The organism is Pseudomonas stagnisoli, assembly GCF_048595745.1.
Classification (GTDB): domain Bacteria; phylum Pseudomonadota; class Gammaproteobacteria; order Pseudomonadales; family Pseudomonadaceae; genus Aquipseudomonas; species Aquipseudomonas alcaligenes_A.
Genome location: NZ_CP184361.1, coordinates 1552415 through 1566815 on the forward strand (window position 1 = coordinate 1552415; position 14401 = coordinate 1566815).

Sequence of the window (14401 nt, forward strand, 5' to 3'; positions counted from 1 at the left end):
CCGCGTGCAAGGCTGTTCACCTGGTGAGCGCTCGATTAGCTCCCCTCTCCCATTCATGGGAGAGGGGCAGGGGGAGAGGGCCGGAAGCACAGCGAAGCGGCTGCTCCTTCCTCTCCCCGCTGATGAGAGGGGACTGGAGCGCGCAGGCCACGGCTTAGGTGAACAGCATTGCGGCCCCGGCTGGCTGAGGCGGTTTCAGCTCAGGGCGACTTCGACCTGCTCGCCGTTGAGTCGCACCGGCCAAACCGGCAGGTTCAGCTCGGGGTACTCCAGGCAGCCGCCATCGCGCAGGCGGTAGTGCTGTTTGTACAGCGGCGAGGCAATCACCAGTTCACCCTGCAGGTGGCCGACGATACCGCGGCCGATGACGTTGGCCCCGGACTTGGGGTCGCAGTTGCCGATGGCGAATACCTGTTGCTCGGTCTCCGGCAGGTAGAACAGCGCCACCTGTTGGTCTCCCAGCAGGGCGACCACGCCAGAGTTGGCGACCAGATCGGCGGTGGCACACAGCGCTTGCCAGGTGTTCTCGCTATGGGTGACGGTGCTCATCAGACGACCTCCTCGGTGACGGGGATCAGGTGCAGTTCATCGGCGCGCGCCGGGCGGCGCTGGCCGCGTTCGCGGACAAAATGGATGGCCGGGTCGCCGCCGTGCTCGTTGACGAAGGTGCGGAAGCGCTTGAGCTTCTCCTCGTCCTGCAGGGCGTTGGCCCATTCGCATTCGTAGCGGTCGACCACCAGCTGCATCTGTGCTTCCAGTTCGGCGGCCAGGCCCAGGCTGTCGTCGATCACCACGGCCTTGAGGTAGTCCAGCCCGCCTTCCAGCGACTCGCGCCACACCGAGGTGCGCTGCAGCTTGTCGGCGGTGCGGATGTAGAACATCAGCAGGCGGTCGATGTAGCGGATCAGGGTGGCGTCATCCAGGTCGGTGGCGAACAGCTCGGCGTGGCGCGGGCGCATGCCGCCGTTGCCGCACACGTAGAGGTTCCAGCCGTTCTCGGTGGCAATCACGCCGATGTCCTTGCTCTGCGCCTCGGCGCACTCGCGGGTGCAGCCGCTGACCGCGAACTTGAGCTTGTGCGGCGCGCGCAGGCCCTTGTAGCGGTGCTCGATGTCCAGGGCCATCTTCACGCTGTCCTGCACGCCGTAGCGGCACCAGGTGCTGCCGACGCAGCTCTTCACGGTACGGGTGGACTTGCCGTAGGCGTGGCCGGTCTCGAAGCCAGCGGCGATCAGCTCGGCCCAGATGTCCGGCAGCTCGTGCAGCTGGGCGCCGAACAGGTCGATGCGCTGGCCGCCGGTGATCTTGGTGTAGAGGTCGTATTTTTTCGCCACCGCGCCGATGGCGATCAGCCCGTCCGGAGTGATTTCGCCGCCGGGGATGCGCGGCACCACCGAGTAGGTACCGTTCTTCTGCATGTTGGCCATGAAGGTGTCGTTGGTGTCCTGCAGCGGCACCAGGCTCGGGTTCATGATCGGCTGGTTCCAGCAGGAGGCGAGGATCGAGCCCACCGCCGGCTTGCAGATGTCGCAGCCGACGTGGCCCTTGCCGTGCCTGGCCAGCAGTTCCTCGAAGCTCTCGATGCCTTCGACGCGGACGAAGTGGTAGAGCTCCTGGCGGGTGTAGGCGAAGTGTTCGCACAGGCTCTTGTCCACTTCCACGCCGCGGGCAGTGAGTTCGTGCTCGACTACCTGCTTGAGCAGCGCGGCGCAGCCACCGCAACCGGTGGCCGCCTTGGTGCAGGCCTTGACCCCGGCAATGTCGCTGCAGCCGCCGTCGATGGCTGCGCAGATCGCACCCTTGCTGACGTTGTGGCAGGAGCAGATGGTGGCGCTGTCCGGCAGTGCGTCGGCGCCGAGGGCCGGGGCGCCTTCACCGGCGGGCATGATCAGGCTGGCCGGATCTTCCGGCAGCTGGATGCCGTTCTGTGCGTATTGCAGCAGGGTGTCGTAGTAGCTGTTGTCGCCGACCAGCACGGCGCCGAGCACCTGCTTGCCGTCGGCGGACACGACCAGGCGGCGGTAGCTGGCCGTGGCTTCGTCGATGTAGCGGTAGCTCTTGGCGCCTGGCATGACGCCGTGGGCGTCGCCGATGGAGCCGACATCGACACCGAGCAGCTTGAGCTTGGTTGACATGTCCGCGCCGAGGAAGGGCTGGCCTTCCTGGCCGCACAGCTGGGCGGCGACCAGGCGCGCCATCTGGTAGCCAGGGGCGACCAGGCCGAAGATGCTGCCGTTCCATGCCGCGCACTCGCCGATGGCGAAGATGTGCGTGTCGCTGGTCAGGCACTGGTCGTTGATGGCGATGCCGCCGCGCTGGCCCAGCTCCAGGCCGCAGGCGCGGGCCAGGGCGTCCTGCGGACGGATGCCGGCGGAGAACACGATCAGGTCGGTTTCCAGGAAGTCATCACCGGCGAAGTTCATCCGGTAGCGGTATGCGCTGCCGGCGCTGATGCTCTGGGTGGCTTTGGACAGGTGCACGCCGACGCCCAGGTCCTCGATGCGCTGCTTCAGCGCCGCGCCGCCGAAGTCGTCCAGCTGCACCGGCATCAGGCGTGGGGCGAATTCCACCACGTGGGCTTCCAGGCCCAGCGACTTCAGGGCGTTGGCCGCTTCCAGGCCGAGCAGGCCGCCGCCGACCACCACGCCGCGGCGCTTGCCCTGGGCGGCGGCGCGGATGCCGTCGAGGTCATCGAGGGTGCGGTAGACCAGGCGCGATTCGCCCTCGGCACCTTCGATCGGTGGTACGAAGGGGTAGGAGCCGGTGGCCAGCACCAGCTTGTCGTAGCCGAAGCGGCCGTTGGCGGTGACCACCTCGCGCGCCTCGCGGTCGATGCCCAGCACCGGGCAGGCCAGGTGTAGGGTCAGGCCCTCGGCCTCATAGAGGGACGCGGCGCTCATGGCCAGGGACTCGGCGTCGCGGCCACCGAAGTATTCGGACAGGTGAACACGGTCGTAGGCGCGCTGCGCCTCCTCGCCGAACACTTCGATGCGGTAGTGCGCCAGGGCACCGCCCGCGAGCAGTTGCTCGACGCAGTGGTGGCCGACCATGCCGTTGCCGACGACGATCAGTCGTTGCTTGTCAGTGGAGGCGTCTGTGCTGTTCATAGCGTTTCCCGGCCAAAGCTCATCAGGTTTTTCCGCGGCAAATAAAAAGGCGCCTGAAACCTTGCGGTCTCAGGCGCCTTTGCCTGTTCTGTGCGGTGCCTACGTGGGCGCCTCGTGTCCATCGCCTTGATCGCCATTGATCGGCGGGACGGCCCATGTGGGTTGGGCTTGCTGTGGGTTATGCAGCGCCTGTGCCAGTTTTCTCGGAGAGGGCTGGGTCCCTTGTGTTGCGCGGATTTCAGGCGATTTGGCGGGCTCGGATGAGCGTGGCTGATGGACCCAAAAGGAGGCGCCTGTCTCTTGCCTTGCGCCATTGTGGTCCGTGTTGGTGCATTGGCGACGGCGTCCCGCGATGCCCAGGCGCGGGCGAAATCCCGCCATGTGCCTGGCGAAAATCCGCCAATTTCATCGCCGTCGGATGCCTGATATTTTCGTAAGTGTATGTATTTTAAGGATATTTATTTATAAAAGGCTCTGGCACAGCGCTTGCCATAGGTGCTACAGCCCCGCAGTCGGGGGCTCCCAACAACAAATCCCTCCAGAGCAGGAGGGTTAGCACTTTGAGCAGTCGCACGGTCATCCAGGGAGGGCGGTCGGGCGGCGGCGAGCGAGGAACTGCCATGACCCGCAAACCCTTCTACAAGAGCCTGTACGTTCAGGTGCTGGTGGCCATCGCCATCGGTATCCTGCTCGGCCACTTCTACCCCGAGACCGGCGTGGCGCTCAAGCCGCTGGGCGACGGCTTCGTCAAGCTGATCAAGATGGCCATCGCGCCCATCATCTTCTGCACCGTGGTCAGCGGCATTGCCGGCATGCAGGACATGAAGGCCGTGGGCAAGACCGGCGGCTACGCGCTGCTGTACTTCGAGATTGTCTCCACCCTGGCCCTGGTCATCGGCCTGGTGGTGGTCAACATCGCGCAGCCGGGCGTCGGCATGCATGTCGATCCAGCCACGCTGGATACCAAGGGTATCGCCGCCTTCGCCGCTGCCGGCGAGCAGCAGAGCACCGTGGCCTTCCTGCTCAATGTGATCCCCTCGACCATCGTCGGCGCCTTCGCCAGCGGCGATATTCTGCAGGTGCTGTTCTTCTCGGTGATCTTCGCCTTCGCCCTGCAGCGCATGGGTGACTATGGCAAGCCGGTGCTGGAGTTCATCGACCGCATCGCCCACGTCATGTTCGGCATCATCAACATGATCATGAAGGTCGCTCCCATCGGTGCCTTCGGCGCCATGGCCTTCACCATCGGCCAGTATGGGGTCGGCTCGCTGGTGCAGCTGGGCCAGCTGATGCTGTGCTTCTACATCACGTGCCTGTTCTTCATCCTCGTGGTGCTCGGCGGTATCGCGCGCGCCCACGGTTTCAGCATCCTCAAGTTCATCAAGTACATCCGCGAGGAACTGCTGATCGTGCTCGGCACTTCGTCTTCGGAGTCCGCGCTGCCGCGCATGCTGAACAAGATGGAGAAGCTCGGTGCCAACAAGTCGGTGGTCGGCCTGGTCATTCCAACCGGCTATTCGTTCAACCTCGATGGCACCTCGATCTACCTGACCATGGCCGCCGTGTTCATCGCCCAGGCGACCGACACCACCATGGACATCACCCACCAGCTGACCCTGCTGGCCGTGCTGCTGATTGCTTCCAAAGGTGCCGCTGGCGTCACCGGCTCGGGCTTCATCGTGCTGGCCGCGACCCTGTCCGCCGTGGGCCATCTGCCGGTGGCCGGCCTGGCGCTGATCCTCGGCATCGACCGCTTCATGTCCGAAGCGCGTGCCCTGACCAACCTGATCGGCAATGGCGTGGCCACCCTGGTGGTCGCCAAGTGGTGCAAGCAACTCGACGAGAGCACCCTGCAGCGTGAGCTGGCCGAGGGCGGCAGTTCGACCTCGCTGGAGGGCGTGCGCGAAGCGGCCTGAATCTGATTCTGCGCCGCCCTTACAGCGGGGCGGCACCCTCCTGGCCCGTCCTTTGTGACGGGCTTTTTTTATCCGTCGCAACGTGACCGGCGAGACCGCGTCTTTTCCTCGGCGCCGGCTCTGGCTAAGCTCGCGTTTCCGCCCATGTAGCAGAGGCTCTTCCATGTCGCAGCAACGCCCGGCCGCCGATATCGCCCGCACGATTCTCGAAGGTTTCGACGACTATCGCGCGCACTTCCGCGAGATCACTAACGGTGCCCGTGCCCGCTTCGAGCAGGCCCTGTGGCAGGAGGCGCAGCGGGCCTCGGCGGCGCGGATCAACCTGTACGAGGAAAAGGTTGGCGAGGTGGTCGAGCGCCTGCGCCAGGCATTCAGCAGCGAGCAGCTGCTGGATATCGACCTGTGGCCGGTGGTGAAGAGCGCCTACATCCGGCTGATCGACCTGCGCAACGACGATGAGCTGGCCGAGACCTGGTACAACTCGATCTTCTGCGGGCTGTTCAGCCACGACAAGATCAGCGATGGCTGCATGTTCATCCACACCACCCGGCCTTCGCTGCGCTCGCATGAGCGCACGCCGCAGACCCGCAGCTACCAGCCGCGCGGCGATCTCAACCAGGCGCTGCGGCAGATCTTCACCGACTACAGCTACAGCGCGCCCTTCGAAGACCTGGAGCGCGACCTGGCCAAGCTGGAGCACCAACTGCGTGCCAACCTGCCGGACTGGGTGTGCAAGGACCAGGCGCTGACCATCGAGCTGTTCTCCTCGACCCTGTACCGCAACAAGGGCGCCTACCTGGTCGGTCGCATCTTCACCCCGGATGAGCAATGGCCGCTGGTGCTGCCACTGCTGCATCAGGAGGGCAAAGGCATCCAGATCGATACGCTGATCACCGATGAGGCGGAGGTCTCGATCATCTTCTCCTTCACCCGTTCCTATTTCATGGTGCGGGTGGACATCCCGGCGGAGTTCATCGGCTTTCTCAAGCGCATCCTGCCGGGCAAGCACATCGCCGAGCTGTACACCTCGATCGGCTTCTACAAGCACGGCAAGTCGGAGTTCTACCGCGCGCTGATCAACCACCTGGCCAGCACCGACGACAAGTTCGTCATGGCCCCCGGCGTGCGTGGCATGGTGATGAGCGTATTCACCCTGCCGGGCTTCAACACCGTGTTCAAGATCATCAAGGACCGCTTCTCGCCGTCCAAGACCATCGACCATGCCACGGTGATCGACCGCTATCGACTGGTCAAAAGCGTCGACCGGGTCGGGCGCATGGCTGACACCCAGGAGTTCTCGGACTTCCGTTTCCCGCTGGCCAAGTTCGACCCCGAGTGCCTGGCCGAACTGCTGGAGGTGGCGCCTTCGACGGTGCAGATCGAGAACGGCGATACCGTGCTGATCCGCCACTGCTGGACCGAGCGGCGGATGATCCCGCTGAACATCTACCTGGAGCATGCCAACGAGGTGCAGGTGAGGGAGGCGCTGGAGGACTACGGCCTGGCCATCAAGCAGCTGGCCGCCGCCAACATCTTCCCCGGTGACATGCTGCTGAAGAACTTCGGCGTCACCCGTCACGGCCGCGTGGTGTTCTATGACTACGACGAGATCAGCTACCTCACCGAGGTGAACTTCCGGCGCATCCCGCCGCCCCGTTACCCGGAAGACGAGATGGCCAGCGAACCCTGGTATTCGGTGGGGCCGAACGACGTGTTCCCCGAGGAGTTCCCGCGCTTCCTGTTCGGCGATGTCGCCCAGCGCCGCCTGTTCAACCAGCTGCACGGCGATCTCTACGACGCCGACTACTGGAAAGGGCTGCAGGAGGCGATCCGCGCGGGCAAGGTGATCGATGTATTTCCCTACCGGCGTAAGGCCGACCTGATCGTCTAAGGCGCTCTGACCGCCTGTCGGGTGGGTTGAGTGGTGGTGATGGCCTTGTGCTGTTTTGGCACGGATGTGCTAGACAGAATAAGTGTAAGGCCTGGAAGTCATAACCACCTTTCAACCTCCCCAAGGACGGTCTGTCTATGCGTCAGAACCTGCCCGTTACACAGCGTGAGCGCACTTTTACCGATGCCGAACGCCTGATTTCCACTACCGACCTCAACAGCACCATCACCTATGCCAACGATGCGTTCGTGGCCATCAGCGGCTTCTCGCGTGAAGAGCTAATTGGCCAACCGCATAACATCGTGCGCCATCCGGACATGCCTCCCGGTGTGTTTGCGCACATGTGGGAGACGGTCAAGCAGGGCAAGCCGTGGATGGGGATCGTCAAGAACCGTTGCAAGAATGGTGATCACTATTGGGTCAGCGCCTATGTCACGCCCATCTATGAGAATGGCAGGCTGGTGGGCTACGAGTCGGTGCGCTCGGTGCCGAGCGAGGCACAGAAGCGCCGTGCCGAGGCACTCTATGCGCGCTTGCGCGCAGGCAAGCCGCCGGTGCCGATGATCGAGTACTGGACCCATGACATCCTCGGTTCATGGCCGCTGATACTGGCTGGCCTGGTCATCCTTGCCGGGCATTGGGTGCTGAGCGGGCCGTGGCTGCTGGCATTCATCTTTGCCGTGTTGTTCGCGCTGGGCTCCTATCAGCTGTACAGCAAGCGTCAGCTCATCCGGCGTACGCTGGCGGAGCATCCCAAGGCTTTTACCAGCGCGCTGGTGGCCCTGACCTACAGCGACAACCGCGGTGCTCAGGCGCTGCTGGACATGGCCATGATCAGCGAAGAAGCGCGCCTGCAGACCGCATTGACGCGTCTCGAGGACGCCGGCGAGAACGTGCGCCAGCGCGCTGCCCAGTCTGCCGAGCTGTCGCGCTCCGGTGCGGAGTTGCTGGAGCAGCAGCGCAACGAAACGGACCAGTCGGCCACCGCCATCAACCAGATGGCGGCGACCATTCAGGAGGTGGCGCACAACGTGCAGAACACTTCCCATGCGGCCGAGGAGGCGGATCGCCTCGCCCTGCAGGGGCGTGACCTGGCCGGTGGCAGTCTGAACGCCATGCAGCAGATGGCCGATGCGGTGCATGAGATTGGCCAGGCGGTGAACGAGCTGGCGGTTTCGACCCAGTCCATCGGCAGTGTCGCCGATGTGATCACCTCCATCGCCGAGCAGACCAACCTGCTGGCGCTCAACGCCGCCATCGAGGCAGCGCGTGCCGGCGAGCAGGGCAGGGGGTTCGCCGTGGTGGCCGATGAGGTGCGGGCCCTGGCTGGGCGCACCCGTGAATCCACGGAGCAGATTCATCAGATCATCTCCTCGCTGCGCAGCGGTGCGGACAAGGCCGTGCTTACAGCCAGCCGTGGCGAGGATATCTCCAGGGACAGCGTGGGCAGTGTCGAGGCGGTGCGTGAGGCTCTGGACGGTATCAGTCAGGCGGTCAGTCGCATCACCGGCATGAGCCAGCAGATGGCCGCGGCGTCCGAGCAACAGGCGCATGTCGCCGAGGACATCAGTCGGCAGATCACCCGCATCGCCCAGCTCTCCGACCACAGTGCCATGCAGGCGCAGCAGGGGGTGGGTATCAGCCAGGAACTGGAACAGATGGCGGAGTACCTGCACAGCCTGGCGGAGCGCTTCAACCGCTGAACCGGGCGCTGTGGCACACTGCGCGCCCGGAGGAATGCCGTCATGTCCCGAGCGCGCTGCGAGCGCTGCGCCCGCCCGCTAAGCCACTGTCTTTGTCATCTGATTCCATGCCTGCCCAGCCGCACCCGGGTGCTGATCCTGCAGCACCCGGATGAGGTGGGGCACGCGCTGAACACTGCGCGCCTGGCGGCGCTGGGTCTGATTAATGCCGAATTGCGGACGGGTGAAGTGTTCGCCGATCTGTCGTTCGATCCCGCCTACCGTGCCTGCCTGCTATTTCCGGGCGAGGCGGCACAACCCCTGCCGCTGATACAACCGCCGGATGATGAGCGCCCCTTGCTGCTGGTGGTGCCTGATGGCACCTGGCGCAAGGCGCGCAAGCTGTTGCACCTCAACCCTGTGCTGGCGTCTTTGCCGCGAGTCTGCCTGCCTTCGGGCCTCCGCTCGCGCTACCGCCTGCGCAAGGCTCCCGCCGAGGGTGCGCTGGCGACCATCGAGGCCATAGCCGTGGCGCTGGAGCTGCAGGAAGGGAGGTGCTTTGCCGAGCTGTTACGCCCCTTCGAGGCACTGATCGAAGGGCAGATAGCGGCGATGGGGGCGGAGATCTACCAGCGCAATCATGGTGACTAGCGTTCGCGCATGGCCTCGGAGCGGGCCTTGAGTACTGGCTTGAGCAGGTAGTCGAGCACGCTCTTCTCGCCGGTGACGATATCCACCGTAGCGACCATGCCCGGGATGATCAGCAGTGGATGCTCGTCACTGCCCAGGTGGCTTTTGTCCGTGCGCACCTGGATCAGATAGAAGCTGTTGCCTTCCTCGTCGGTGATGGTGTCGGCGCTGATTACCTCCAGCTTGGCCTTGAGTCCGCCGTAGATGGTGTAGTCGTAGGCGGTGAACTTGACCATGGCTTTCTGGCCGGGGTGCAGGAAGGCCACGTCCTGTGGGCGGATGCGGGCCTCGATCAGCAGGTTGTCTTCCAGCGGGACCACCTCGACCATGGGGTCGCCGGGCTGGACCACACCGCCGATGGTGTTGACCTTCAGCAGCTTGATCACGCCATACACCGGCGAGCTGATCGTGGTGCGGCTGACCCGGTCCTCGATGGCGACGCTGGTGGAGGTGATTTTGGTCAGCTCGGTACGAACTTCGTTGAGCTCCTTCAGCGCCTCGGTGCGGAAGATCAGATTCGACTCGTTGAGCTTGCTTTCGATCTCCTGCATGGCCGACTCGGCCCTTGGGATGGCCAGATTGGTGGCCTCCAGCGAGCCGCGCATTTCTACCGCGCTGCGGCGCAGGCGCAGGATTTCCACCTCGGAAATGGCGCCGGAGCCCACCAGCGGCTGCGACATGTTCAGTTCCTGCTGGATCAGCCCCAGGCTGGAGCGGTACTGCTGGGCCTTGGCACGGAACTCGGCGAGCTCCTGGGTTTTCTGCCGCAACTGCTCCTTGAGGGTGTTCTGCTCACTGTCGAGCCGCTGCTGGCGTGAGCGGTACAGAGCCATCTCGTCTTCGGCCAGCTGTGGTGCCTGCTTCACCAGGTCATCCGGCAGGGCCAGGGGGCGGCCTTCGGCCTCGGCGCTCAGGCGTTCGACGCGGGCCAGCAGGGCTAGACGATCGGCTTCGGTCTCGCCCTTGTTGGAGATGAAGCGGGTCGCATCCAGGCGCAGCAGTACATCGCCCTTGTTCACCACCTGTCCCTCGCGCACGAAGATCTCGGTGACGATGCCGCCTTCCAGGTTCTGGATGACCTGTATCTTGCTGGAGGGAATCGCCTTGCCCTCGCCGGTGGTGACCTCCTCCAGCACGGCGAACTTGGCCCAGACCAACGCGGCAATGAGGCAGGCGCTGACCGACCATACGGTGGCGCGGGCCAGCCAGGGTGAATCTTCGAGGATGGCGCCGTCCACCTCGGGCATGAACTCGGTGTCCTGCTTCTCGCGCTTCAGGCTGCTGAAGTAGTCACGCAGGGATTGGGCTAGCTCCATGAGGCACCTCCGCTACACGGCCGCCGGGCCGACACGCCCGCGCCGCAGGGCGTCGATCACCGCTTCCTTGGGGCCATCGGCGACCACATGGCCGTAGTCCAGTACGATCAGGCGGTCGACCAGGCTGAGCATCGAGGAGCGATGGGTGATCAGCAGCAGGGTCTTGCCCTGGGACCAGCTCTGCAGGCGGTTGCGCAGGATGTCCTCGCTGGTGTTGTCCATGGCGCTGGTGGGCTCGTCCAGCAGCAGGATGGGCGGGTCGAGCAGCAGTGCGCGGGCCAGCAGAACCGCCTGCCGCTGGCCGCCAGAGAGCAGCTGGCCGCGCTCGCCGACGGGGCGATCGAAGCCCTGCGGGTGTTGGCGGGCGAGGTCGGTCACGCCGGTCAGCTCGGCCACTTCCAGCATGCGCGAGTCGCTGACATAGCGCGCGCCTAGCGTGAGGTTGTCGCGCAGGCTGCCGGACAGCAGGGGCAGGTCGTGGGCGACGTAACCGATCTGGTGGCGCAGATCGGCAACGTCCAGTTGGCGCAGATCGAGGTTGTCGAGCAGGATCTGGCCCTCGCTCGGCGTGTAGAAGTTCATCAGCAGGCGGGCCAGGGTGCTCTTGCCCGAACCGCTGCGGCCGATGATCCCGACCCGCTCGCCAGCAGCCAGGCGCAGGTTGACCTTGTTCAGCGCCGGAGCGCTTTGGCCTGGGTAGCTGAAGCTGACCTGGCGAATATCCAGCGCGCCTTTCAGATGCGTGCGCTCCAGCGGCCGCTGATTGGCCTGGCGCTCCTGTGGCAATGCCATCAGAGCGTCGGTACTGGTCATGGTCAGTTGTGCCTGCTGGTAGCGGGTGATGAGCCCGGCGATCTGCCCCAGCGGCGCCAGCACCCGGCTACCAAGCATGTAGCAGGCCACCAGGGCGCCAACGCTGAGGTGACCGGCGATGATGATGTAGACCCCCGAGACGATGGTGGCCATGCCGGCGAACTGCTGCAGGAACATGGTGCCGTTGGTGGCCAGGGCGGCGAGGAAGCGTGCATGGCTGTCCAGGCGGGTGAGGGCGCCGTGGGTCTTTTCCCAGCGATGCTGGCGCTCGCTTTCGGCGCTGCACGCCTTGAGCGTCTCCAGGCCGCCGAGCGTTTCGATCAGCAGGGCCTGGCGTTCGGCACCAAGCGCCAGGCTTTTCTGCACCGTATCGCGCAGGCGTGCCTGGATGATCAGGGCGAAGATGGCGGTGATGGGGAAGGCCAGCAGCGGAATGATCACCAGCCAGCCGCCGAGCAGCCCGATGACCACGATCATCAGCAAGGAGAAGGGCAGGTCGATCAGGCTGGTCAGGGTCACTGCGGTGAGAAACTCGCGTAGCCCCTGGAAGTCGTGGATGCTCTGCGCGAAGCCGCCGATGGTGGCCGGGCGAGAGGACATCGCCATGCCGGTGATGCGCTCGAATAGGGTGGCCGACAGCACCACGTCGGTCTTCTTGCCGGCAACATCCAGCAGGTAGGCGCGGAGCACGCGCAGCAGCAGCTCGAAGGCGGTACCGATGAACAGCCCGATGGCCAGCACCCAGAGCGTGGCGGTGGCCTGGTTGGGCACCACCCGATCGTAGGTCTGCATCACGAATAGCGGCACCATCAGGCCCAGCAGGTTGATCAGCAGGCTGGCCAGCACCGCATCGGTATACAGCCAGCGCGACAGCTTGAGGGTGTCGCGGAACCAGGCCTCGACCCTGGGCACCAGCGGCGTGCGGGCCTCTTCGAGTTCATGCTGCGGCTTGGCGAAGAAGGCCTGGCCGCTGTACTCGATATCGAGGTGCTCGCGATTGACCCACTGTTCGCCGCCATCGGCCTCGCACGGCAGGATCAGCAGCTGGTTCTTCGGTCCGATCTTGCGCAGCACTGCGCTGCGGCCGTCCTTGAGCAGGAGCAGCACGGGCAGGTTGAGCGGCGAGATGGCTTCCAGTGTGCGCCGCAGGACGCGACCTTGCAGGCCTGCCCTGGCAGCGGCGCGTGGCAACAGGTCTGCACTCAGTCGCTGCTCGGGCAGTGGCAGCCCTGCCGTCAGGCTGGCGCGGCTGGCGGAGCAATCGTGCAGGTTGCAAAGAATGAGCAGTCCGTCCAGCAGCGGGTCGTCGTGACTCTGCCGCTGGTCGTCGGAAGGTCTCCGTTCCATGGTGGTCAAGGGTCACTACTCCTGAGAGTTGCCCGGCCAGGCCGGGCAACGTCTTCGCCGGTACTACCTCATTTCCGGCAGGCGAGCCTCGCTCTTCACTTCGGTGAGGGCTACAGCTTCGGCCGGTACTACGACGTTCTGTTTCCTCAACAGCTCGCCCATGGCGGAGATGACGCGATACATGGAGAACTCTTCGGTGTAGCGCACTTCGGTGTAGCGGCGGTTGGCGGTGAAGAGTTCGTTTTCGCTGTCCAGCAGGTCCAGCAGGGTGCGCTGGCCGAGGCTGAACTGCTGTTGGTAGGCCTCACGCGAGCGCGCGGTGTAGTCGGCGTAGTCGCGCGCCTTGGGTGTCTGCATGCGCGCGTTTTCCATCGCGTTCCAGGCCAGCGCGAGGTTCTCGTTGAGGACTCGCAGGGCGTTGTTACGGATGTCCATCGACTGGTTGATCTTGTGCGCGGCGCCCTGCAGGCGGGCCTTGTCGCGCATGCCGTTGAACAGGTTGTAGTTCATCACCACGGCGGCGCGCCAGGTGTTGTAGTGGCCCTCATCGCCTTGCACGTTATTGTCGGCGCTGGTGGCCAGTTCGAGGTCGAAGCGCGGATAGAAGGGGGCCTTGGCCACTTCATACTGCTTCTCGGCGGCATACACATCGGCCTGGGCGGACTTCAGATAGGGGTTGTTATCCATCACCGTCTGCCGGGCCAGTTCGATGTTTTCGGGCACTTCGCCCTTTACCGATGCCGGCTGTTCCAGTTCGTCCGGCAGGCGCCCGGTGGCACTGAAGAAGTTGGCCTCGGCATCGGCCAGGTTGACCTCTTCGGTGTACAGGTTGTTGGCTGCCAGGGCCAGGCGGGCTTCGGATTGGTCGAGGTCGGCTGTGCTGCCAACACCGCGCTCGCTACGCAGCTTGATCTGGTCGTTGACGCGCTCGTGGGCCTGCAGGTTGTTCCTGGCCAGGGCCACCATTTCGCGCCGCTTGAGTACTTCCAGGTAAACCTCGACGGTACGCAGAGCGAGGCTCTCAGCAGTGCCTTGGATGTAGTAAGCGCGTGAGTTCACGGTGGCCTCGGTGCGGGCCACCTCGTTAGGGGTATTGAAGCCATCGAACAGCATCTGCCGCAGCCGCAGTTCGGCGTCGCTGTAGTTGAGGGTTTCCTTGTTGTGGTCGCCCAGTGCGCGGGTGCTTGGGCTGTCGGTCTGCTCGCGGCCATAGCCGGCAATCAGATCGACGGTGGGCAGGTAGCCACCTTTAGCCACTTTCACATCCTCGTCCGCCGAAAGACGGTCGTTCACGCTGGCATGCAGTTCGGGATGGTTGTCGACGGTGCTTTGGATGGCCTCGGACAGTGTCATTGCCTGCGCCTGGGAGCAGGCGACAGCTAGCACAATGGCGCTGTAGAGCGGTTTGAGAACGCGCATGAGGTTTTCTCCTTATTTGTATGCTCGGTTCCTGTCGCCAATTTTTTGTCGATTTTTGCCTGGTCAGGCGTTTCAGGCCTTTACCATCACAGCTAAGAACATCCTTCAGCGTAGCTAAGAAAAAATCGGCACAAGATTTATGAGAAAAAAGTCTTATGCACTCTGTGAGATCGGGCACATTGTTTCCTCCGTAAGCCGCGAAAAACGGGGCTTCTAGGCG

The 14401-nt window shown here is 64.3% G+C and carries 8 protein-coding genes and 2 pseudogenes; 5 read left to right on the plus strand and 5 right to left on the minus strand.

Annotated elements, in window-relative coordinates:
- Positions 1-195: 195 nt before the first annotated feature.
- Together nirD and nirB are read right to left on the minus strand one after the other, a co-directional pair.
- Positions 196-549, minus strand: coding sequence for a nitrite reductase small subunit NirD (gene nirD / locus ACOAPY_RS07595; RefSeq protein ID WP_465155960.1), 354 nt, complete (start codon positions 547-549; stop codon positions 196-198).
- Complete coding sequence (nirB, locus tag ACOAPY_RS07600) at positions 549-3107, minus strand: nitrite reductase large subunit NirB (protein ID WP_465155961.1); 2559 nt, start codon at positions 3105-3107, stop codon at positions 549-551. The genes nirD and nirB overlap by 1 nt, the downstream gene beginning before the upstream one ends.
- A 620-nt stretch (positions 3108-3727) precedes the next feature.
- On the opposite strand from nirB, the gene ACOAPY_RS07605 reads away from it, so the two are divergent.
- The 5 genes and pseudogenes from ACOAPY_RS07605 (at position 3728) to ACOAPY_RS07625 (ending at position 9247) form a co-directional block, all read left to right on the plus strand.
- Positions 3728-5023: a dicarboxylate/amino acid:cation symporter gene (locus ACOAPY_RS07605; protein ID WP_076577698.1), complete on the plus strand. Its 1296-nt coding sequence runs from the start codon at positions 3728-3730 to the stop codon at positions 5021-5023.
- 163 nt (positions 5024-5186) lie between these two features.
- Positions 5187-6914, plus strand: coding sequence for a bifunctional isocitrate dehydrogenase kinase/phosphatase (gene aceK / locus ACOAPY_RS07610; RefSeq protein ID WP_465155962.1), 1728 nt, complete (start codon positions 5187-5189; stop codon positions 6912-6914).
- 137 nt (positions 6915-7051) lie between these two features.
- Positions 7052-7333, plus strand: a pseudogene (locus tag ACOAPY_RS07615) (PAS domain-containing protein); the annotation flags it as partial.
- Positions 7334-7642: 309 nt separating this feature from the next.
- Positions 7643-8617 (plus strand): annotated as a pseudogene (locus tag ACOAPY_RS07620) (methyl-accepting chemotaxis protein); the annotation flags it as partial.
- A gap of 42 nt (positions 8618-8659) precedes the next feature.
- The gene (locus tag ACOAPY_RS07625) at positions 8660-9247 is read left to right on the plus strand and encodes a tRNA-uridine aminocarboxypropyltransferase (protein ID WP_465155964.1); all 588 of its coding nucleotides are present in this window, start codon (positions 8660-8662) and stop codon (positions 9245-9247) included.
- Here ACOAPY_RS07625 and ACOAPY_RS07630 read toward each other — a convergent pair.
- The 3 genes from ACOAPY_RS07630 to ACOAPY_RS07640 all read right to left on the minus strand — a co-directional run bounded on the left by ACOAPY_RS07630 (position 9244) and on the right by ACOAPY_RS07640 (position 14181).
- Positions 9244-10602, minus strand: a complete 1359-nt coding sequence (locus ACOAPY_RS07630; RefSeq protein WP_465155965.1) for an HlyD family type I secretion periplasmic adaptor subunit — start codon at positions 10600-10602, stop codon at positions 9244-9246. The two genes, ACOAPY_RS07625 and ACOAPY_RS07630, sit on opposite strands and share 4 nt — an antisense overlap.
- A gap of 12 nt (positions 10603-10614) precedes the next feature.
- The gene (locus ACOAPY_RS07635) at positions 10615-12762 is read right to left on the minus strand and encodes a type I secretion system permease/ATPase (protein ID WP_465156742.1); all 2148 of its coding nucleotides are present in this window, start codon (positions 12760-12762) and stop codon (positions 10615-10617) included.
- A gap of 63 nt (positions 12763-12825) precedes the next feature.
- Complete coding sequence (locus tag ACOAPY_RS07640; RefSeq protein ID WP_465155966.1) at positions 12826-14181, minus strand: TolC family outer membrane protein; 1356 nt, start codon at positions 14179-14181, stop codon at positions 12826-12828.
- Positions 14182-14401: the final 220 nt, after the last annotated feature.

Coding starts and splice junctions, on each gene's coding strand:
- ACOAPY_RS07625 (WP_465155964.1), top strand. CDS start 8,660: ATGTCCCGAGCGCGCTGCGAGCGCTGCGCCCGCCCGCTAAGCCACTGT.
- nirB (WP_465155961.1), bottom strand. CDS start 3,107: ATGAACAGCACAGACGCCTCCACTGACAAGCAACGACTGATCGTCGTC.
- ACOAPY_RS07635 (WP_465156742.1), bottom strand. CDS start 12,762: ATGGAACGGAGACCTTCCGACGACCAGCGGCAGAGTCACGACGACCCG.
- ACOAPY_RS07605 (WP_076577698.1), top strand. CDS start 3,728: ATGACCCGCAAACCCTTCTACAAGAGCCTGTACGTTCAGGTGCTGGTG.
- aceK (WP_465155962.1), top strand. CDS start 5,187: ATGTCGCAGCAACGCCCGGCCGCCGATATCGCCCGCACGATTCTCGAA.
- ACOAPY_RS07630 (WP_465155965.1), bottom strand. CDS start 10,602: ATGGAGCTAGCCCAATCCCTGCGTGACTACTTCAGCAGCCTGAAGCGC.
- ACOAPY_RS07640 (WP_465155966.1), bottom strand. CDS start 14,181: ATGCGCGTTCTCAAACCGCTCTACAGCGCCATTGTGCTAGCTGTCGCC.
- nirD (WP_465155960.1), bottom strand. CDS start 549: ATGAGCACCGTCACCCATAGCGAGAACACCTGGCAAGCGCTGTGTGCC.